19 protein-coding genes are annotated in these 21,008 nt (G+C 30.4%); 16 read left to right on the top strand and 3 right to left on the bottom strand.

Annotation, left to right across the window (positions count from 1 at the left end; genetic code table 11):
• Positions 1–228 precede the first annotated feature (228 nt).
• From fdhF to ACTG45_RS18035, 6 genes are read left to right on the top strand one after another with little or no spacing between them, the layout of a single operon-like run.
• Positions 229–2,373, top strand: a complete 2,145-nt coding sequence (fdhF, locus tag ACTG45_RS18060) for a formate dehydrogenase subunit alpha (RefSeq protein ID WP_479919527.1) — start codon at positions 229–231, stop codon at positions 2,371–2,373.
• A gap of 48 nt (positions 2,374–2,421) precedes the next feature.
• Positions 2,422–3,255 (top strand): formate dehydrogenase accessory sulfurtransferase FdhD, encoded by an 834-nt coding sequence (gene fdhD / locus ACTG45_RS18055; RefSeq protein ID WP_479919526.1) that lies wholly within the window; start codon positions 2,422–2,424, stop codon positions 3,253–3,255.
• Positions 3,224–3,436, top strand: coding sequence for a hypothetical protein (locus ACTG45_RS18050; RefSeq protein ID WP_479919525.1), 213 nt, complete (start codon positions 3,224–3,226; stop codon positions 3,434–3,436). The genes fdhD and ACTG45_RS18050 overlap by 32 nt, the downstream gene beginning before the upstream one ends.
• 40 nt (positions 3,437–3,476) lie before the next feature.
• Complete coding sequence (locus ACTG45_RS18045) at positions 3,477–4,028, top strand: 4Fe-4S dicluster domain-containing protein (RefSeq protein ID WP_021386206.1); 552 nt, start codon at positions 3,477–3,479, stop codon at positions 4,026–4,028.
• Between the two features lie 24 nt (positions 4,029–4,052).
• The gene (locus ACTG45_RS18040) at positions 4,053–5,429 is read left to right on the top strand and encodes a [FeFe] hydrogenase, group A (protein ID WP_021386239.1); all 1,377 of its coding nucleotides are present in this window, start codon (positions 4,053–4,055) and stop codon (positions 5,427–5,429) included.
• On the top strand, positions 5,429–5,944 hold the full coding sequence (locus ACTG45_RS18035) for a 4Fe-4S dicluster domain-containing protein (RefSeq protein WP_021386201.1): 516 nt from the start codon (positions 5,429–5,431) through the stop codon (positions 5,942–5,944). The genes ACTG45_RS18040 and ACTG45_RS18035 overlap by 1 nt, the downstream gene beginning before the upstream one ends.
• 77 nt (positions 5,945–6,021) lie before the next feature.
• Here ACTG45_RS18035 and ACTG45_RS18030 read toward each other — a convergent pair whose 3' ends face one another.
• Positions 6,022–7,305, bottom strand: a complete 1,284-nt coding sequence (locus ACTG45_RS18030; protein WP_479919524.1) for a conjugated bile salt MFS transporter — start codon at positions 7,303–7,305, stop codon at positions 6,022–6,024.
• Between the two features lie 192 nt (positions 7,306–7,497).
• Between ACTG45_RS18030 and ACTG45_RS18025 the strand changes: the two genes are divergently transcribed.
• The 8 genes from ACTG45_RS18025 (at position 7,498) to clpX (ending at position 16,625) form a co-directional block, all read left to right on the top strand.
• Positions 7,498–7,920 carry a DUF3783 domain-containing protein gene (locus tag ACTG45_RS18025; RefSeq protein WP_021386215.1) on the top strand — a complete coding sequence of 141 codons (423 nt, stop codon included), beginning with the start codon at positions 7,498–7,500 and terminating at the stop codon, positions 7,918–7,920.
• A 100-nt stretch (positions 7,921–8,020) separates the two neighbouring features.
• Positions 8,021–8,959, top strand: coding sequence for a phosphoglycerate dehydrogenase (locus tag ACTG45_RS18020; RefSeq protein WP_021386235.1), 939 nt, complete (start codon positions 8,021–8,023; stop codon positions 8,957–8,959).
• Between the two features lie 180 nt (positions 8,960–9,139).
• A complete protein-coding gene (gene ligA, locus ACTG45_RS18015; protein WP_479917635.1) occupies positions 9,140–11,164 on the top strand; it encodes an NAD-dependent DNA ligase LigA in 2,025 nt (674 codons plus the stop codon).
• A 158-nt stretch (positions 11,165–11,322) separates the two neighbouring features.
• Positions 11,323–12,672, top strand: coding sequence for a ribonuclease PH (gene rph / locus ACTG45_RS18010; RefSeq protein ID WP_021386200.1), 1,350 nt, complete (start codon positions 11,323–11,325; stop codon positions 12,670–12,672).
• A complete protein-coding gene (locus tag ACTG45_RS18005) occupies positions 12,672–13,142 on the top strand; it encodes a metallophosphoesterase family protein (RefSeq protein WP_021386218.1) in 471 nt (156 codons plus the stop codon). Before rph ends, ACTG45_RS18005 begins: the two co-directional genes overlap by 1 nt.
• 193 nt (positions 13,143–13,335) lie before the next feature.
• Complete coding sequence (tig, locus tag ACTG45_RS18000) at positions 13,336–14,622, top strand: trigger factor (protein ID WP_021386237.1); 1,287 nt, start codon at positions 13,336–13,338, stop codon at positions 14,620–14,622.
• Positions 14,623–14,771: 149 nt separating this feature from the next.
• Positions 14,772–15,356 carry an ATP-dependent Clp endopeptidase proteolytic subunit ClpP gene (clpP, locus tag ACTG45_RS17995; protein ID WP_021386274.1) on the top strand — a complete coding sequence of 195 codons (585 nt, stop codon included), beginning with the start codon at positions 14,772–14,774 and terminating at the stop codon, positions 15,354–15,356.
• A gap of 18 nt (positions 15,357–15,374) precedes the next feature.
• Positions 15,375–16,625, top strand: a complete 1,251-nt coding sequence (gene clpX / locus ACTG45_RS17990) for an ATP-dependent Clp protease ATP-binding subunit ClpX (RefSeq protein WP_021386241.1) — start codon at positions 15,375–15,377, stop codon at positions 16,623–16,625.
• Between the two features lie 70 nt (positions 16,626–16,695).
• Here clpX and ACTG45_RS17985 read toward each other — a convergent pair whose 3' ends face one another.
• Positions 16,696–17,223: a chromate transporter gene (locus tag ACTG45_RS17985; RefSeq protein ID WP_021386259.1), complete on the bottom strand. Its 528-nt coding sequence runs from the start codon at positions 17,221–17,223 to the stop codon at positions 16,696–16,698.
• Complete coding sequence (locus tag ACTG45_RS17980; RefSeq protein ID WP_021386213.1) at positions 17,211–17,723, bottom strand: chromate transporter; 513 nt, start codon at positions 17,721–17,723, stop codon at positions 17,211–17,213. Before ACTG45_RS17980 ends, ACTG45_RS17985 begins: the two co-directional genes overlap by 13 nt.
• Positions 17,724–17,894: 171 nt before the next feature.
• Between ACTG45_RS17980 and lon the strand changes: the two genes are divergently transcribed.
• Positions 17,895–20,258 (top strand): endopeptidase La, encoded by a 2,364-nt coding sequence (lon, locus tag ACTG45_RS17975; protein WP_479919523.1) that lies wholly within the window; start codon positions 17,895–17,897, stop codon positions 20,256–20,258.
• Entirely contained in the window at positions 20,248–20,859 is a 612-nt protein-coding gene (yihA, locus tag ACTG45_RS17970; protein WP_021386255.1) for a ribosome biogenesis GTP-binding protein YihA/YsxC, read from the top strand. Before lon ends, yihA begins: the two co-directional genes overlap by 11 nt.
• Positions 20,860–21,008: the final 149 nt, after the last annotated feature.

Below are 21,008 nucleotides of genomic sequence, written 5' to 3'. Positions count from 1 at the left end.
CGTATATTAAAAAATATGTCATAAGAGCTAGAATATTTTAATTAGGTAGTTGAAATATAAAGATTATTATGACATATTTTTTTTAAAACATAAAAGGAATTGTGAGAAAATTGTTGAATTTAATAGATAGTATTGCAAAATATTTGTAATTTTGCATATTATAAAAACATTTCATTATCTTTAAGGTAAATTTTACTTATCAGGGGATAAATCTAAGGGGGGAAATGTATGGAGAAAAAAATTTTAACAGTTTGTCCATACTGTGGAGCTGGATGCCAATTATATCTAGTTGTGAAAGATAATAAGATATTAAGAGCTGAACCAGCTAATGGTAGAACAAATCAAGAAAGTTTGTGCTTAAAAGGTCGTTATGGATGGGATTTTCTAAATGACCCTAAAATTTTAACACCTAGGCTAAAAAAGCCAATGATAAGAAAACAAGGTGTATTAGAAGAGGTTGAATGGGATGAAGCTATAAGTTACACAGCTTCAAGATTAAATGAAATTAAAGAAAAATATGGTCCTGATTCTATTATGGGAACAGGTTCTGCAAGAGGTCCTGGTAATGAAGCAAACTATATAATGCAAAAATTTATGAGAGCTGCAGTAGGAACTAATAATGTTGACCATTGCGCTCGTGTCTGACATGCACCATCTGTAGCCGGTCTGGCTTACTCATTAGGTAGTGGTGCAATGTCAAACTCTATACCAGAGATAGAAAATGCAGATGTTTTATTTATATTTGGATATAATGGAGCAGATTCACATCCAATAGTAGCAAATAGAATAGTAAAAGCTAAAAAAAATGGAGCTAAGTTAATTGTTACTGACCCTAGATTAACTGAATCTGCGAGAATTGCTGATATACATCTACCTATAAAAGGTGGAACAAACATGGTTTTAGTAAATGCTTTTGGAAATGTCTTGATTGAAGAAGGTCTTTATAATAAAGAATTTGTTCAAAATCATACACAAGGATTTGATGAGTATAAAGAAATTGTTAAGCCGTATACAGCTAAATATGCTGAAAAGATTACAGGAATTCCAGAAGAGCTTATAAGAAAAGCTATGAGGGAATATGCAAAAGGCAAGAAAGCTATGATACTTTATGGAATGGGTGTCTGTCAATTTGGTCAAGCTGTTGATGTAGTTAAAGGACTTGCATCAATTGCTTTGCTTACAGGTAACTTTGGTAGAGAAAGTGTTGGAATAGGACCTGTACGTGGACAAAACAATGTGCAAGGTGCTTGTGATATGGGAGCTCTTCCTAATGTATATCCAGGGTATCAAAATGTAACTGATGACAAGATAAGAGAAAAATTTGAAAACGCTTGGGGTGTAAAATTATCTCCTAATAATGGTTATAGTTTAACTCAAGTTCCAAATTTAGTACTAAAAGAGAAAAAGCTTAAAGCTTACTATATATTTGGAGAAGACCCAGTGCAAAGTGACCCAGACGCATCAGAAGTTAGAGAAGCTTTGGATGAATTGGAGTTTGTCGTTGTTCAAGATATATTTATGAATAAGACAGCACTTCATGCTGATGTTATACTTCCAGCTACTTCTTGGGGAGAACATGAGGGAGTATATACATGTGCAGATAGAGGATTCCAGTTGATGAGAAAGGCTATAGAGCCACAAGGAGATGTAAAACCAGATTGGCAAATTATATGCGAAATTTCTACAGCAATGGGATACCCTATGAACTATAAAAACACTAAAGAAATATGGGATGAACTTAGACAATTATGTCCTAGTTTCCTAGGTGCCACTTATGAAAAGATAGAAGCTCAAGGGAGTGTTCAGTGGCCTTGTAAGAGTGAAAGTGTAGAAGATAAAGGAACTATGTATTTATATGAAGGTCAGAAGTTTTCTACTCCTAATGGAAAAGGTAATTTATTTGCTGCTGAATGGAGACCTCCTATGGAAGTCGAAGATGATGAATATCCATTTAGCTTATGTACTGTAAGAGAAGTTGGACACTATTCAGTAAGAACTATGACTGGTAATTGTAGAACACTTAGCTCATTAGAAGATGAACCAGGCCGTGTTCAAATAAATTGCAATGATGCTGAAAAATTAGGAATTGAAGATGATGAGTTAGTTAGAATTAGTTCAAGAAGAGGAAGTGTAATAACAAGAGCAACAGTTACTGATAGAGTTAAGGAAGGTGCAACATATATGACTTATCAGTGGTGGGTTGGAGCTTGTAATGAACTTACAATAGCAAACTTGGACCCTATATCTAAAACACCAGAATATAAATATTGTGCTGTTAAACTTGAGAAACTTGAAGACCAAGAACTAGCAGAAAAATGTGTGAAAGAAGAGTATCAAAATCTTAAAGATAAAATGACTGCTACAAATATTTAGCTGTTAATTGGATTAAAGATTTATAAAAAGCGGAAAGGCTAATATTTTATGAATAATATATACTCAAAAACTAAATTACAAGAGAATAGCAAAGATGAAGTTTTTGAAAAAAGTTATAGTCTAGTGGATTACAAATATTTAAATTCTTTTAATGTAGAAGTAAATAAAATAAACGAATATGAACTATCATTAGATAATGAAGAAATAATTGCAGAATATCCACTTAGTTTTATTTTGAATGATAAATATATAAATACATTTTTATGTACTCCATATAATTTGAAAGAACTTGTAGTTGGTTTTTTGAAAACTAAGGGATACATAAAAAATAAAAAAAATTTATTAAGTTTGGAGATAAACGAAAAGGAGCGTTTTGCAAAAGTAAATATTCAAAGAAAACAGGAAATTGAAGATGAGCAAATTATATTTTTGAACTCACTAGACTATATAAAATGTGTTCCTGTAGAGAGTAATATAAAAATAAATTATGATACGGTTTATAGCATAATGGATAGAAATTTGAATTCGTCAGAATTATTCAAAAACACAGGTGGGGTGCATAGTGTATCCATATTTAATTATGATAAAAATATAGTAACTTGTGAAGATGTAGCGAGACATAATGCAATGGATAAGGCGATTGGGTTTTGTGTTTTAAATGAAATATCATTGGAAGATAAAATTGTAGCAGTAAGTGGAAGAATATCATTGGAGATGATATTGAAAGCAGCTATGACTCAAATTCCTATTGTAGTATCAAAATCGGCACCGACTAATTTATCAATAGAGCTTTCTAAAAAATTAAACATAACTCTTATTGGGTTTGTAAGAGGAAGACGAATGAATATTTATGCAAACCCACAGAGAGTTATCAAAAAGTGAGACTGAGTATATGTGTATTAAAAAAGAAAAACAAAAATATTCAAAGTGTGAAATTTGTGGAGCATTAATTGATGACACTGATAAAATATATGAAAACACATACAATTTGTGTAAAAAATGTAAGCGAAATATAAGTACTGAGAAAATATTAAAATATATAAATATATATAATGGAAAGTAACTAGGGTGTTAGAAATATGCAAATTGAAAGGTGGGATAATATGAAAAATAAGATAGGCTCTTTTGTAATAGCAGACCCAAACAAATGTACAGGTTGTAGAGCTTGTGAAGTAGCTTGTTTTACAATGCATAATCAACATAACAATGTAGGTTATACAGTTGGAACAGTTGATATACCTGTTATACCTAGACTTTATTTAGTAAAAGGTGATACTTTCTGTATGCCAATACAATGTAGACATTGTGAAGATGCTCCTTGTCTAAACTCATGTCCACAAAAAGCTATAATCAAAGAAAATAATATTATGTCTGTTAATGAAGAAAAGTGTATAGGATGTAAAACTTGTCTGCTAGCATGTCCTTTTGGAGCTATAGATTTACTTCCACAATATGAAGATGGTAAAGAAGTAGAACAAGTAATTTTAGAAGAAAATAAAAAAATAGCTTATAAATGTGACTTATGTAAAGACAATGAAAAAATAGCTTGTATAAGTGCATGTCCTCAGGAAGCATTAAAACTTGTTACTCCAATAGATGACAAAAAAGCTAAGAATAGACAGGCTGCACTTAGTTTATTGTTAACAAATAAATAAAGGATACAGGGGTAGGTGACGTTTATGATAATAAATATAGATAAAGATTTATGTACTGGATGCAGAGAATGTTCAAAAGTCTGTCCAGTAAATGCTATTGAAGGTGAAGAGGGGAAACCACAAGAAATAAATTTAGATAGATGTGTTATGTGCGGTCAATGTGTTCAAACTTGTAAATCATATGCCTCAGTTATAGATGAAGGTTTTGAATTTTTACAAATCAAAAAACAAGAAAGAGATATACCAGAGTCTATAAATGAACCTATATTTGCAGCACATAATGTATGTGATGTGGATAGGGTGAAAAAGGCTTTAAGTGACCCAAATGTATTTACTATGGTTCAATGTGCACCAGCAGTTAGAGTAGCTTTAGGAGAAGATTTTGGATATTATTTAGGATACTTAGGTGCTGGTAAAATGGCAGCAGCACTTAGAGCTTTAAATTTTGATAGAGTCTATGATACTAACTTTGCAGCAGATTTGACTATCATGGAAGAAGGTAGTGAGTTAATTAAAAGGGTGACAGAAGGTGGAACTCTCCCAATGTTTACATCTTGTTGTCCAGCATGGGTAAAATTTATGGAAAAAAATTATCCTAAATTAACTAATCATTTATCTTCTTGTAAATCACCTCAACAGATGGGTGGAGCGATATTTAAAACTTATGGAGCAGAAATAAATAATGTAGATGCATCAAAGATATTTAGTGTTTCTATAATGCCATGTACATGTAAAAAATATGAATGTGATAGAGAAGAAATGGATTCTAGTGGATATAGAGATGTAGATGTAGTGTTAACTACAAGAGAATTAGCTTACCTAATAAAAGATATGGGAATTGATTTCAAAAACTTAAGAGAAGAAAAGTTTGATAGTCCTTTAGGTAGCTATAGTGGAGCTGGAACTATATTTGGTGTTACTGGTGGAGTTATGGAAGCCGCTATAAGAACTGGTTATGAGCTTATAACTGGAGAGAGTATTCCTAATGTAGAAGTAAAGCAAGTAAGAGGAGAGAATGGTTTTAGAAAGTCAACTATTAAAATAGGAGATTTAGACCTAAGAGTTGGAGTAGTGAGTGGACTAAAAAATGTAATACCAGTACTTGAAGATTTGGAAAAAGGAAAATTGGATGTAGATTTTATTGAAGTTATGACTTGCCCTGTTGGATGTGTAAGTGGTGGAGGTCAACCAAAAATTTTACTAGAAGAATATAAAGAATTAGCCTATGAAAATAGAACAAAAGCAACATATGTGCATGATGAACATTTAGCAGTTAGAAAATCTCATGAGAACCCTGAGATTAAAAAGCTGTATGATGAATATCTAGTAGAACCATTAGGAGAAAAATCTCATCATTTATTACACACTACATACTGTATAGGAAAGGAAGTGGCTAAGTAATGAACTATTTTGTTATAGCAGACCCTGATAAGTGCATAGGATGTAGGACTTGTATGATAGGATGTGTAGTTGCACATTCAGATGAGGATATTTTTTACAAAAATCCAGATGAGATAAATTTTAACCCAAAACTTTCTGTTATAAAGACAAAGGAAGTTAGTGCTCCAATACAATGTAGACACTGTGAAGATGCTCCTTGCGCAAAGGCATGTCCAAATGGTGGTATAGTTAGGGTAGGAAACACAATAAAAATAAATGAAGAAAATTGTATAGGATGTAAGACTTGTATGTTAGCTTGTCCTATAGGAGCAATAGATATAGTTACATTAAAAGATATAGACGAAGGAAAGCTTTGTTTTAGAGAAAGAATGACAGCAAATAAATGTGATTTTTGTATAGAATCTCCAGAAGGACCTGCATGTGTAAATGTCTGTCCAACCAAAGCATTTACTATTGTTAAGGATGAAGATATAGATAGTAAAGTTAAAAACAAAAGAAAATTAGCTATATTGTAATATATAAAAAGATGGAGTTCTATTTGATATTAAAAGCTCCATCTTTTTTATATAATATTTATATATCTAAAAATCAATTATTGCATTAGTTTATCGAGCCTTTCCTCATTCATTTTTTTCATTCCTATAGAAGTTATAATAAGTAAAGTATAGGCAATTATAACTGATAAAATTATAATAGACCAAGAAAACCTATATCCAAAGTTATCAACCAATAATCCAAATAATGTTGAACCTAACGCAAATCCCACTGCAAAAATTAATTGTACGATTCCATATATACTACCAAACTCCTTTTGACCAAAGAAAGCACCAGTTAAATAAGCAGGACCAATCATATAAGCAAATACAGAAAGTCCTTTCAAGGCAGCAAATACAAATGCAAAGTTAGAATATTTGTCTACAAGTAGTAGTGATAAAGTAGCTATAAATACCAATATAAAAGATATAATAAGCGGTTTTATCTGACCAAATTTGTCAAATAATAATCCTCCAATTAAATTACCAATGAGAGCAAATAAAGCAAAGGTGGAGCCTACTATTCCTACTAGAATTGGATTTAGATAGTTTCTAAGATAAGTTGGATATTGCACAGATAGTGATGAAACATATATACCAACAAATATAAATCCAATTGTCATAATCCAAAAATACTTAATTTTTTTAGCTTCTTTTAATGTATAACCCCATACTGAAGGAGAAACTGTACTAGATACTTTCTCTTTTTTACCTTTGGATTTCACTTTTTCACTAATGTCCTTAGGCATTCTAAGTATGAATAATATTACAGGTATACCAACTATTAATGCTACAATTCCAAATATTAGATAGGAACGACTATATCCTTGAGAAGCTAATAAGCGAACTGCAATTGGTTGTAAAAATATGCTCCCAATAGAGCCACCCGCAAAAGCAAAACCAAGAGCTTTTCCTTTACTTTCTTCATCAAACCAAGCACTTATTAAAACTGGTATCCCTATGGAAGATATAATTGTAGCACCAATTTGCACAATACATGATACAGTGTAAAACTGCCATAATTCAGTACATATAGAAAAAGCAGCAAATGCAATGCTAGAAATTAAACAACCTAATAAATATAGTATCTTAATATTGACCTTAGAAAATAATGTACCTATAAAAGGTGATGCAATTGCTGAAGCTATAGTACCAATAGTGAATATTAGAGAAAAAGACGCTAAACTAAAGCCTTCTCCTTCTACAACGTAACTTATAAACTGAGGCTGTATACTTGCTACAATACTAAATGGAACAGCTTGCATCAACATACAACCAATTACTATAACCCAAGCATTTGAAAAATTTTTAATGCTAAATTTATTGTTTAGTAGTGTATTCATTGTATCTCTCCTTTAGATTAGGATTTGTAAATACTAATCTAATTATTCTAGTTTTATAGATTACTTTTGGATAGTATAATTATTTAAATATAATTTTGGGTATTAATATAAAAATTCTCTATAAAAATTGATTATTTTAAACGGATGGGGTAAATTAACATATATAGATAGATAAATGAAAGGATGGATGAAATGTCATTTGAAAAGATAAATAATAATAATCTAGATAAAATACACAATAGAAAGTGTATCATGTTTGTAAATTTTAATAAAAAAGAATTATCACTAATTAAAAATGTTAGTAATTTTGCTGGAATAAGAGACCACATAATTTTAAGTGATAAAAATGGAGAAAATGTAATGAGAGATATTTTGGATGGGAATATATCAAATGAATGTGAAAATGGAATTAAGAGTAAATCAGTGATATTCAATAACACACCAAGTACACAAGTAAATGCATTTTTAGAAGGATTAAAAAAAGTGAGAATAAGTAGACCTTTTACAGCTATTGTAACTGAAACATCTATTGATTGGACATTAAATAATTTAATAGAAAATTTAGTTCAAGAACGTAATGCCATGGCTTTAGGAAAAACAATTGAACATAAATAATTTTGAAACATCTTCTAGTGAGTTTAACTAATATACATTAAGTATCATATTATACTGTAGTATATAAAAATTTTAATGTGAGTGGATGAAGGAGATTAAGATGAAAGTTTTATTTACAATAAACTATGGAAAAGAAAAGTTTGATAAAATAAGTGAATTAGGATATGATGTTATACATTACTCTGAAGATAGTATTGAAAATAATGAAGATGTAAACACTGCAGATGTACTAGTTACATATAATCCTTTTAATAGACTAGATATTTCTAAAATGGAAAATTTAAAATATATACAAACAACTAGTGTAGGTATAGACCAACTTCCAAGAGAAGAAGTATTAAAGAGAGATATTAAGATAGCTAATAATAGAGGTGGATATAGTATACCTATTGGTGAAAGCATAGTCATGTATATTTTAGAAATCTATAAAAATAGTGCAAAGTTTTTTAAACAGCAACAAAACAAAGAATGGAAGATGGATTTTTCCGTATCAGAATTATATGGTCAAAGAGTTGGATTTCTTGGAACAGGTACTATATCATCAGAAGCAGCTAAAAGGTTAAAGGCTTTTGGTCTAGAAATATGGGGTGTAAATACTGATGGAAGTAGTAAAAAATACTTTGATAAATGTTTTGCTACCGACAATATGAATGTTGTATTTGAAGAGTGTGACATAGTTGTTGTAGCAATGCCTTCCACAAAAAGTACAGATGGAATAGTAAACAAGGACATGTTTAAGCTTATGAAAGAAGGTTCAGTATTTATCAATGTTGGTAGAGGAAATACAGTTAACCAGAAAGATTTAGAAGAATGTGTAGAAAAATTTAGAGGGGTAGCATTAGATGTATTTGAAAGTGAACCTTTAAGTCAAGATAATAAGTTATGGGAGTGCGAAAATGTCATAGTAACTCCTCACAATTCTTGGGTATCTGATAAGAATAAGGAAAGAACATTTAATATGGTTTATAATAATTTGAAACACTATATAATGGAGAATAAACCTATAGATAATGTTGTAGATATATCAAGAGGCTATTAAACATAAAAAATTCTAGTGAAAATAAAAACTCTTATTGGTATTTTTAGAGATACTAATAAGAGTTTTTTTTGTAATAAATTTAAAGTCAAAAAAGTGATATACTAAAAAATGTATAAATAGGAAATAATCAATTATAAGGAAATTTAAAAATAATTTAAAAAATATAAAGAGGTGCAAAAAGTGAGTGTTAAAGATGAAATTAATAAACTTATAGAAAAAATAAACTACCATAATGAAAGGTATTATAATCAAGATAGCCCAGAAATATCAGACTATGAATATGATAAATTAATGAAGGAGTTAATTTCTTTAGAAGAAGAAAATCCAGAGCTAAAGAGAATTGATTCCCCAACAAATAGAGTAGGAGGTAAGCCTTTAGACAAATTCAATCAAATTGTACATAAAACTCCTATGTTAAGTCTATCGAATGCTTTCTCAGAACAAGACTTAAGAGATTTTGACAAGAGGGTTCAAGAATATGTAGGAGATAATGTTGAATATGTTGTTGAGTTTAAAATAGATGGTCTTTCTGTAGGTCTTACTTATAATAATGGAGAGTTCGAAAAAGGAGCAACTAGAGGAGATGGAATTGTAGGAGAAGATATTTCTCATAATTTAATGACAGTAAAAAGTATACCTCTTAAAATAAACGACAAAAAAGAACTGATAGTTAGAGGAGAAGTATATATATCAAAAGATAATTTTAGAAAAGTAAATGAGCAACAAGAAGAACAAGAACAGCCATTATTTGCTAATCCAAGAAATCTTGCAGCAGGCTCATTAAGACAATTAGACCCAAAATTAACTGCAAAGAGACCATTAGATATATTTATATTTAATATGGAAAATATAGAAGCGTACGATTTAAAAAGTCACAGTGAATCACTAGAGTATTTAGAAAAACTAGGATTTTCAGTAAGTCAGAGTTATAAAGTTTGTAAAAGCATAGATGAAGTTATTGAACATATTGAGTACTGGACGGAAAATAGAGGCAATTTGGAATATGAGATAGATGGTATGGTAATAAAAGTAAACGATATAAAACAGAGAGAAGAAATGGGATATACAGCAAAAAGCCCTAGATGGGCAATTGCATATAAGTTTCCAGCAGAAAAGAAGAAAACTAAAATAATAGATATAATAGTGGAAGTTGGTAGAACTGGTACAATAACACCTTCAGCAATACTTGAACCAGTTAGACTTGCAGGTACTACTGTGAGTAGAGCTACACTTCACAACGAAGATTATATAAGAGAAAAAGACATAAAGATAAATGATACAGTATTAGTTCAAAAAGCAGGAGATATAATACCTCAAGTTTTAGAAGTTATAAATGAAGAACGTACTGGAGATGAAATTGATTTTAAGATGCCAGAAAAATGCCCTGTATGTTCAGAGCCAACGGTAAGATTAGAAGGAGAGGCTGCTGTAAAGTGTATAAATATGTCTTGTCCAGCACAAATAAGAAGGGGAATTATACACTTTGTATCAAGAGATGCAATGAATATAGATGGCTTAGGAGAATCTATAATTACGTTGTTATTAAATGAAAAAATAATTCAAGATGTATCTGATTTATATTATATAAAAAAGGAAGATGTAGTAGACCTAGAAAGAATGGGTGAAAAGTCTGCTGATAATTTAATTAATTCAATTGAAAAATCAAAAGAAAATGATTTATGGAGACTTATAAATGGATTAGGTATTAAATTTATAGGAGTTAAAGCAGCTAAGATACTTGCATCTAACTTTAACGACTTAGATGATGTAATTTCTGCAACAAGTGAGCAACTGGAAGAATTAGAGGAATTCGGAAGTATAATGGCAAACAGCGTTGTCGAGTTTTTTAAGGAAGAGAAAAATATAAATGTTATAAACAAGTTGAAAAGTGTAGGAGTAAATACAAAATCATCAGACAGTACAGGAGAAAAGGTAGAAAAAATATTTGAGGGAATGAAAATAGTCTTGACTGGGACACTTCCTACATTAAAAAGGAATGATGCAAAAGAAATGATAGAAAAAAGAGGTGGAAAAGCTACATCTAGTGTAAGTAAATCGACAACATTTGTTTTGGCAGGAGAGGAAGCTGGTTCTAAACTTACTAAAGCAAATGATTTAGGTATTAAAGTTATAGACGAAGAGATGTTTTTAGAATTATTGAATTTATCATCGAAAGATGAAGTAAAAGCTGTATTAGAGGGCTAAAAAGTCGTTTAATTTACTAGAAAACTACTATAATTAATGATAGAATAGTTCAGTAAGCTAATAAGACTGTGAAAAAGACAAAAATTAATATTTGACGAAACTAAAAATTATAAAAATAATTTTATAAAATATAAAAAATATAAGAAAGGATATAAAAAATGACCAGAAGTTATGATAGAAGTAATGACCAGATAAGACCTGTAAAGATAAGCAGAAATTATACAAAGTATGCAGAAGGTTCTGTTCTTATAGAAATGGGAGAGACAAAGGTTATATGTACTGCATCAGTAGAAGATAAAGTACCTCCCTTTTTAAGAAATAGTGGTACTGGGTGGATAAATGCTGAATACTCTATGTTGCCAAGAGCAACACAACAAAGAAAGATAAGGGATGCATCTAGGGGGAAAATCGACGGAAGAACACAAGAGATACAGAGACTAATAGGAAGAGCAATAAGGTCTGTTGTAGATTTGAATAAATTAGGTGAAAGAACTATATGGGTAGATTGTGATGTTATACAAGCTGATGGTGGAACTAGAACAGCGTCTATAACAGGAGCATTTGTAGCAGTTGCAGAAGCAATATATAAATTATATAAAGCAAAGACAATAAAAGAAATGCCAATAACAAACTTTGTATCAGCAATTAGTGTTGGTATAGTAAATGAAACACATATGATAGATTTATGTTATGAAGAAGATTCTAAAGCACAGGTAGATATGAATATAATAATGACTGATAAGTGTGAGTTTGTAGAAGTACAGGGGACTGGAGAAGAGAAGCCTTTTTCAAGAAAAGATTTAAATTTATTGTTAGAGTTAGGAGAAAAAGGGAATAAAGAATTAATAAGGTTTCAAAGAGAAGCTTTAGGTGAAATAGCAGATGAGATATTAGGTATGGAGTACGGTAATGAAGTAGTAATTGCTACTAATAATGCTCATAAGTTAGAAGAAATAGGCGAAATCTTAAAAGACTTTGAATATAAAGTATATTCTTTAAAAGATGTTGACCTAGCAGGTATAGAGATAGTTGAGGATGGAAAAACATTTGAGCATAATGCCTTAATAAAAGCTAGAACAATAGCTAAAAAAACTAAACTTATAGCCATATCAGACGATTCAGGTCTAGAAGTAGATGCTTTAGGAAAAAAACCTGGTGTTTATTCAGCTAGATATGCAGGAGAACATGCAACAGATGAAGAAAATAGAGAAAAGCTATTAAAAGCTATGCAAAATGTACCAATTAGTAAAAGAAATGCAAGATTCGTTTCTGCAATTGCAGTAGTTTTCCCAGATGGAAAAGAATTTGTAGTAAGAGGAATCTGTGAAGGAATAATAGGTTTTGAAGAAAAGGGTAAAAATGGCTTTGGATATGATAGCTTATTTATAGTAAAAGGATATAATAAAACTTTTGGTGAAATACCTAGTGTTATAAAAAATTCAATCAGCCACAGAGCAAATGCACTAAAACTTATGAAACAAGAGTTTATGAAAAGGGTAGTGAAGTAATGAAGATAGGCATAGTAAGTGACACACATATGATGATTAAAAATATGGAAAAAACAATACCATATTTGAAAGAATGTGACCTAATAATTCATGCAGGAGACAACTTTACAGACTCAAGATATATTCATAGTATGACTAATGTGGGAATTATTGCAGTTAAAGGTAATTGTGATTTTGATGCTGTTGAGGAAGAAGTTGTCTTTGAAGTGGCAAATAAAACTATATTTTTATGCCATGGAGATAAGTATGGTGTAAAATATGGAACACAGATGTTAGAAAACAAGGCAACTGAAGTTGGAGCTGATATAGTTATATTTGGTCATACCCATACTCCGTTTAGAGAAGTTAAAGATGATGTGCTTTACATAAATCCTGGAAGTACTTCACTTCCAAGAGGAGTATCGTATAAAAGTTTTGTTATTATGGACATAGAAGGTGATGACATAAATATTGAAGAAATACGCATATAAAGGTGTGTTTATCCAAAAAAACAGCAAAAAACGCTCAAAAAATTAAATTTTATCAAATAAGTACAACGATATTAATGGAACACTTGTAAATAAAAAAACTTATGTGATATAATTAAGTGGTTGAATTATAAATAGAATGAATTATGATACCATTATCGGGTATTACATAAATATCACTAGGAGGATTAGAAGGATGAAAGCAGAACTAATTAAAAAAGAGGGTAATAAAGTTACTTTAAAAATAACAGTAGATAACAATAAATTTGAAGCAGCAGTAAATAAGGCTTATAATAAAAGCAGAAATAAATATAATATACCTGGATTTAGAAAAGGTAAAGCTCCAAGAATTGTTATAGAGACTCAATACGGAAAAGGCATATTCTATAATGATGCTATAGAAATATTATTCCCAGAAGTTTATCCAGAAGCTATCAAGGAATTAGATATAGACCCAATAGACAATCCAGATTTAGATATAGAAGAAATAAGCAAAGATAATGGATTAGTTATGGTTCTTAATGTAGAAGTTAAACCAGAGTTTGAATTAGGAAACTACAAGGGTATAGAAATAGCTAAGGTTGAGAATACTGTAAGTGACGAAAATGTTGAAGCTAAACTACAAGAAATGGTTGAAAAAAATGCTAGATTAGTAAGTGTAGAAGATAAAGCTTTAGAAGATGGAGACACAGCTATAATAGACTTTGAAGGATTTGAGAATGGTGTAGCTTTCGAAGGTGGTAAAGGTGAAAATTATAACTTAGTTATAGGTTCAAACACATTTATACCAGGATTTGAAGAACAATTAGTAGGTAAAAAAGCTGGTGAAGAAGTAGAAGTTAATGTTACTTTCCCAGAAGAATACCACTCACAAGATTTAGCTGGAAAACCAGTTGTATTTAATGTGAAAATAAATGATGTAAAAGTAAAAGAATTATCTGCATTAGATGATGAATTTGCTAAAGATACTAGTGAATTCGATACTTTAGATGAATTAAAAGCAGATGTAAGAGCTAAATTAGAAGAAGAAGCTAAAAATAGAGCAGATGCAGAAACTAGAAATTCAGTAGTAGAAAAAGTTGCTGAAAATACAGAAATAGAAATACCAGAAGTTATGGTACAACATCAAATAGATAATATGTTAAACGAACTTAACTATCAATTACAATATCAAGGATTTGGATTACAACAATTATTAGAGATGACTGGTAGAACTATGGAAGAATTAAGAGAAGAGAGAAAAGAAGATGCTAAAAAATTAGTTAAATCTTCTCTAGTATTGGAAGCAATAACTAAAGCTGAAGGAATTGAATCAACAGAAGAAGAATTTAAAGCTGAGTTAGAAAAAATGGCTTCTGCTTACAACATGGAAATAGACAAAATAGAAGCTTCTTTAAGAGATGCTGATAAAGAAGATATAAAAGGACAAATAAAGATAAGAAAAACAATAGATTTATTAGTTGAGAATGCAACAATAGCTTAATAAAATAAACGCTAACTAATATAGTTGACGTTATAGAATGTTTAGTATATAATGATGTGCAAATATAATTTAGTTAAATGCGTATAATAATTTACAGTAGCTCAAAAAAAGCTACTGTAAATTATATAGAATAAAGGGGGTATGAAACCATGGCATTAGTACCTGTAGTTGTTGAACAAACAGGAAGAGGAGAAAGATCATATGATATTTTTTCTAGACTATTAAAAGACAGAATAATCTTCTTAGGAGATCAAGTTAACGATGCCACAGCAGGGCTTATAGTAGCACAGCTATTATTTTTAGAAGCTGAAGACCCAGACAAAGATATACATTTATATATAAATTCTCCAGGAGGAAGTATAACTTCTGGAATGGCTATATATGATACTATGCAATACATCAAACCAGATGTAAGCACTATATGTATAGGTATGGCTGCTTCTATGGGAGCATTCTTGTTGGCAGCAGGAGCAAAAGGAAAAAGACTAGCACTACCAAATAGTGAAATAATGATACATCAGCCATTAGGTGGAGCTCAAGGTCAAGCAACAGATATAGAAATTCATGCAAAAAGAATTTTAAAAATAAAAGAAACTCTAAATGAGATATTATCTGAAAGAACTGGTCAGCCATTAGAGAAAATAAAAATGGATACTGAACGTGATAACTTCATGAGTGCAATAGAAGCCAAAGAATATGGTTTAATAGATGAAGTATTTACAAAGAGACCGTAGATAGAGAGAGGTGTTAATATGTCTAAATATGAAGAAAAACGACAATTAAAGTGTTCATTCTGCGGTAAAAATCAAGATCAAGTAAGAAGATTAATTGCAGGTCCAAATGTATACATTTGTGACGAGTGTGTTGAACTTTGTGACGAAATTATTCAAGAAGAGATAGAAGATACTATAGATGAAGATACTACATCATTACCAAAGCCAAAGGAAATGATGGAAATTCTAAATGATTATGTAATAGGTCAAGAAAAAGCTAAAAAAGCTTTATCCGTTGCAGTTTATAATCATTACAAGAGAATATACAGTAAAAAATCTAGTAACAAGGATATAGAAATTCAAAAGAGTAATATACTTTTATTAGGACCTACTGGTTCTGGAAAAACATTACTTGCTCAAACTCTAGCAAGAACTCTTAATGTACCTTTTGCAATGGCTGATGCTACATCATTGACTGAAGCTGGATATGTTGGAGAAGATGTTGAAAATATACTTCTAAAACTTATTCAAGCTGCTGATTTTGATATAGAAAAAGCTGAAAGAGGTATAATATATATAGATGAGATAGATAAGATTGCAAGAAAATCTGAAAATCCATCTATAACTAGAGATGTAAGTGGTGAAGGTGTTCAACAAGCCCTTCTAAAAATATTAGAAGGTACTGTTGCAAATGTTCCACCACAAGGCGGAAGAAAACATCCTCATCAAGAATTCCTAAAGATAGATACTACTAATGTATTATTTATATTAGGAGGAGCTTTTGATGGATTAGAAAAAATAATCCAAAAACGTGGTGGAGATAAAACACTAGGTTTTGGAGCTAAGATAGAAAGTAAAAAAGAATTAGATTTAGGGAAGTTATATGAAAAAGTACTTCCAGAGGATTTATTAAAATATGGTATAATACCTGAATTTATAGGAAGAATACCAGTTTTAGCTACTTTAGAATTGCTGGATGAAGACGCATTAATGCAGATATTACAAGAACCTAAAAATGCTCTAGTAAAACAATATAAAAAACTATTAGAGTTGGATGATGTTGAGCTAGAATTTGAAGATGGTGCGCTTCGTGCAATAGCTAAAAAGGCTATAGAAAGAAATACAGGAGCTAGAGGGCTTAGAAGTATAGTTGAAAGCGTAATGATGGAGACTATGTTTGAAGTACCATCTAGAGATAATATAAAGAAGGTTATAGTAACAGAGAAATCTGTGAACGAAGACTCAGTAAATCCTATCATAGTACTTAAGGATCAAGAGGAAAGTGCATAAGATGATGAAAAGGAGCTTTAAAGGCTCCTTTTTTTATGTTAATATGCTTAATATAAAACTAGATATTACATTATAAAAATGAGAGTAATATACCTAGAATACCAAAGACGAATACAATTGCAATAGAACCAATTTTTCCTTTATATAAAAGATAAAATGAAGCTATAAATGCAATTATTCCATATAAGTCCCAATTAACCTCTTTGGCAGATGAAAAAGCTGCTGATAATATGAATCCCAAAGTAATTGGTCTAAGAACCATCAATAAGTTTTCTACTTTTTTATTGTTTTTGAACTTAGAAAATAACTTTGATATAATAGTTAGACCTATTAACGCAAAAATCGTTACACCAATAGTTGCAGATAGAGAACCAAAGAAACCTGCAGTCTTAAATCCTACGAATGTAGCACTATTTATTGCTACAGGACCTGGTGTAGATTGTGATATAGCAAGTAAATCTAAGAATTCTTGATTAGTTATTAGGTGGTATTTAGATATAAATTCTTGTTGAATAAATGGTAGCATAGCATACCCACCACCAAAACTAAAGGCTCCTATTTTAAGGAATATTAAGAAGAGTAGTGTTATTTCTGACATAGACTATATACACCTCCTCCAATTATTAAATAAATAGGGCTTATATTGAATACACCAACAGATAAAACTGCTATAATTAATAGTAGTATGTTAGTTCTAGACTTTGGCAGTTTCTTAAACATGCTCGTAAAAGAATACAATATAAGAGCTATTACAACAGGGGCAACTCCCTTGAAAAATCCATCTAAAATTTTAGATGATGAATTTTTAAAATATAGATATGATAAAACTAAGACTATACAAAATGATGGTAAAGCAGAGCCTAAGGTACATATAAGAACTCCTGGTATACCATAAAGTTTATATCCTAATAATACAGATATATTAACTGCCAGCACTCCAGGGTAACTTTGAGCTATGGATAGAAAATCAATAAATTCTTCCTGCTCTAAAAGTTTTTGTTTGTTTACAAGTTCATCTTGTATAAGAGGAACCATAGCGTATCCACCACCAAATGTAAACGCACCGATTTTTAAAAAGGTTAAAAACAATTTCAACATAATAGAAACCTCCAAAAGATAAATAACATCTAAGTATACTAATATTAATATTATATCATAATAAAATAATAATATAATATGCTAAGAATTTATCATTAATGTTGAAAGTTAACCTATTCGAATATATAATATTAAAAGCAAAATAATTAGACTAGAAAAGGAGTAATGTTGATGGAACAAAATTATACTAAAATAGATCATGAATTACCATTAATTCCTCTAAGAGGATTAGCAATATTTCCATATATGATATTAAATTTTGACATAGGAAGAGAGATATCTCTTAAGGCTTTAGACCAAGCTATGATGGAGGAAGAACTTATATTTTTAACATCTCAAAAAGAAGCTGAAGTCGATGAGCCAGGAGAAGATGATTTTTATCATGTAGGAACAATCTGTAAAGTTAAACAAATGATAAAATTACCAGGAGATACAGTTCGTGTTTTAGTTGAAGGTGTATCAAGAGGTAGAGTAAAGCAAATAGAACAAGAAGAAGGGTACTTCAAAGCAGTAATAGAAGAAATAGTTTTTGATAGTGATAATCTAGATAGTGAGACAGAAGTTGAAATTGAAGCATTTGTAAGAAATGTATTTGATGCCTTTGAAGAGTATATAAATATTGGAAACAGAGTATCACCAGAAATATTAATATCTTTGGCTGATATAGAAGATGTCGATAGATTTATAGATACAATAGCTGCAAATATATATCTAAAGTCAAGTCAAAAACAAGAAATATTAGAAGAATTTGATATTAAGAAAAGACTTGAACTTATATATTCTATATTATTAGAAGAGATAGATATATTAAAAATAGAAAAAAAGATAACTTTAAGAGTTAAAAAACAGATGAATAAAGTTCAAAAAGAATATTATCTTAGAGAACAATTAAAAGCAATACAAAAAGAATTAGGTGAAGAAGAAGATATAAATTCTGAAGCTGATGAATATAGAGAAAAGCTTAAGAAAATAAAAGCACCTAAAACAACTAAGGAAAAGATAGAAAAAGAAATAGATAAATTTTCAAAGATATCTTCAATGTCTCCAGATGTATCTGTAAGTAGAAACTACTTGGATACTATCTTTTCATTGCCATGGAATAAAGAGACAAAAGATAAACTGGATATAAATAAGGCAAATGCTATATTAGATGAAGACCATTATGGCTTAGAGAAAGTAAAAGAAAGAATATTAGAATACCTAGCTATAAGAACACTTGCTAAATCACTTAAAGGTCCTATAATATGTTTAGTTGGTCCTCCAGGAACAGGAAAGACATCTATAGTAAAATCAATAGCTAGAGCATTGAATAGAAAGTTTGTAAGAATATCTTTAGGTGGAGTTAGAGATGAAGCAGAAATAAGAGGTCATAGAAGAACGTATGTAGGTTCAATTCCAGGAAGAATAATCAATGGAGTAAAAGAAGCACAAACAAAAAATCCTGTATTTTTATTTGATGAGATAGATAAAATGGCAGCAGATTATAAAGGTGACCCAGCTTCAGCAATGCTAGAAGTATTAGACCCAGAGCAAAATAAGGATTTTGTAGACCACTACTTAGAAATACCTTTTGATTTATCAAAAATACTATTTGTTACAACAGCAAACAGTTTAGGTAATATACCAAGACCATTATTAGATAGAATGGAAGTAATAGAAGTATCTGGATATATAGAAGAAGAAAAACTAAATATAGCAAAAAAATACTTACTTCCAAAACAAATTAAAGAACATGCTTTAAAAGAAAACTTCATAAAAATGGATGATGAGACTTTAAGAAGCATAATAAATCATTATACAAGAGAAGCTGGTGTGAGAACACTAGAGAGAACTATTGGTAAAATTTGTAGAAAAGTTGCAAAAAAATATGTTGAAGACCCAACTCTTGAAGAAGTTGTTGTAAATAAGTCTGATTTGGAGACATATCTTGGAAAGGACATCTTTAAGTATCAACTTGCAGAAGTTAATCCTCAAATAGGACTAGTAAATGGTCTTGCATGGACAGCAGTTGGTGGAGTTACACTTGAAGTAGAAGTAAATGTACTTAAAGGTAAAGGAGAAATTGTATTAACTGGAAAACTAGGGGATGTTATGAAGGAATCTGCTAAGACAGCTATCTCTTATATAAGGTCAATAGTGGACAAGTTTGATATAGACCCAGACTTTTATAAGACAAATGATATCCATATACACATTCCAGAAGGTGCTGTTCCAAAAGATGGGCCATCAGCTGGTATAACTATGGCTCTTGCAGTGATTTCAGCACTTACTAAAAGACCTGTTCCAGGCAATATAGCTATGACAGGAGAGATAACTTTAAGAGGTAGAGTCCTAGCAGTAGGAGGAGTTAAAGAAAAATTATTAGCAGCTCACAGAGCTGGCATAACAAAAGTCTTAATTCCTAAAGAATGTGAAGCTGACTTAGATGAAATACCAGAAAATGTAAAAGAAAAAATGGAGTTTGTACTCGTAGAACACATGGATGAAGTATTGGAACAAGCTTTATTAAAGAGTGGTGAGAAGAATGAAAATTAGAAGTTCAGAGATAACTATGAGTGCTGTGAATAAATCACAGTATCCGGCAGAAGGAATTCCAGAGATAGCATTAGCTGGTAGGTCAAATGTTGGAAAATCATCAATAATAAATACATTGCTTAATAGAAGAAACTTTGCTAGAACTAGTCAAACACCAGGAAAAACTAGAACTATAAACTTTTACCTAATAAATAATGAGTTTTATTTTGTGGACCTTCCGGGCTATGGATATGCAAAGATAGCTAAGTCTGAAAAAGAAAAATGGGGAGGTATAATGGAAAGATATCTAGAAAGTAGACAAGAATTATGTTCTATACTTCTACTTGTAGATATTAGACATGAGCCTACAGCAGATGATAAGCTTATGTATGAATGGATAAAACACTTTGGATACAACTGTGTAGTTATTGCAACTAAGGCAGATAAAATATCTAGAGGGCAATATCAAAAACATATAAGTATAATAAGAAAAAAATTACAACTGGAAAGTAGTGAAAAAGTAATTCCTGTTTCTTCATTAAAAAAGACTGGTGTTGAAGAACTATGGGAAGAAATTGTAAATCAATACAATCAACATGGATATGAGATAACAGTAGATTAAATTTAAAATATCAAATGTTGGCATAATACTTGTTTAGATAATCTATATAAGATTAGATTAGTTTTAATTGTATTAATATCAAAATAAAATATAGGATGCCTCAAAATGGTTTTAATGGTCATTTTTTGGCATCCTTGTTGTTTATAAGC

This window comes from Clostridioides sp. LIBA-7602, assembly GCF_056688945.1.
The sequence above is the reverse complement of the archived record's forward strand: the minus strand, read 5'-3'. Positions and strand labels throughout refer to the sequence as shown.

Coding starts and splice junctions, on each gene's coding strand:
- ACTG45_RS17980 (WP_021386213.1), bottom strand. CDS start 17,723: ATGTTGAAATTGTTTTTAACCTTTTTAAAAATCGGTGCGTTTACATTT.
- ACTG45_RS18030 (WP_479919524.1), bottom strand. CDS start 7,305: ATGAATACACTACTAAACAATAAATTTAGCATTAAAAATTTTTCAAAT.
- ACTG45_RS18005 (WP_021386218.1), top strand. CDS start 12,672: ATGAAGATAGGCATAGTAAGTGACACACATATGATGATTAAAAATATG.
- yihA (WP_021386255.1), top strand. CDS start 20,248: ATGAAAATTAGAAGTTCAGAGATAACTATGAGTGCTGTGAATAAATCA.
- clpX (WP_021386241.1), top strand. CDS start 15,375: ATGTCTAAATATGAAGAAAAACGACAATTAAAGTGTTCATTCTGCGGT.
- ACTG45_RS18035 (WP_021386201.1), top strand. CDS start 5,429: ATGAACTATTTTGTTATAGCAGACCCTGATAAGTGCATAGGATGTAGG.
- rph (WP_021386200.1), top strand. CDS start 11,323: ATGACCAGAAGTTATGATAGAAGTAATGACCAGATAAGACCTGTAAAG.
- ACTG45_RS18025 (WP_021386215.1), top strand. CDS start 7,498: ATGTCATTTGAAAAGATAAATAATAATAATCTAGATAAAATACACAAT.
- ACTG45_RS18020 (WP_021386235.1), top strand. CDS start 8,021: ATGAAAGTTTTATTTACAATAAACTATGGAAAAGAAAAGTTTGATAAA.
- tig (WP_021386237.1), top strand. CDS start 13,336: ATGAAAGCAGAACTAATTAAAAAAGAGGGTAATAAAGTTACTTTAAAA.
- lon (WP_479919523.1), top strand. CDS start 17,895: ATGGAACAAAATTATACTAAAATAGATCATGAATTACCATTAATTCCT.
- fdhD (WP_479919526.1), top strand. CDS start 2,422: ATGAATAATATATACTCAAAAACTAAATTACAAGAGAATAGCAAAGAT.
- clpP (WP_021386274.1), top strand. CDS start 14,772: ATGGCATTAGTACCTGTAGTTGTTGAACAAACAGGAAGAGGAGAAAGA.
- ACTG45_RS17985 (WP_021386259.1), bottom strand. CDS start 17,223: ATGTCAGAAATAACACTACTCTTCTTAATATTCCTTAAAATAGGAGCC.
- ACTG45_RS18050 (WP_479919525.1), top strand. CDS start 3,224: ATGCAAACCCACAGAGAGTTATCAAAAAGTGAGACTGAGTATATGTGT.
- ACTG45_RS18045 (WP_021386206.1), top strand. CDS start 3,477: ATGAAAAATAAGATAGGCTCTTTTGTAATAGCAGACCCAAACAAATGT.
- ACTG45_RS18040 (WP_021386239.1), top strand. CDS start 4,053: ATGATAATAAATATAGATAAAGATTTATGTACTGGATGCAGAGAATGT.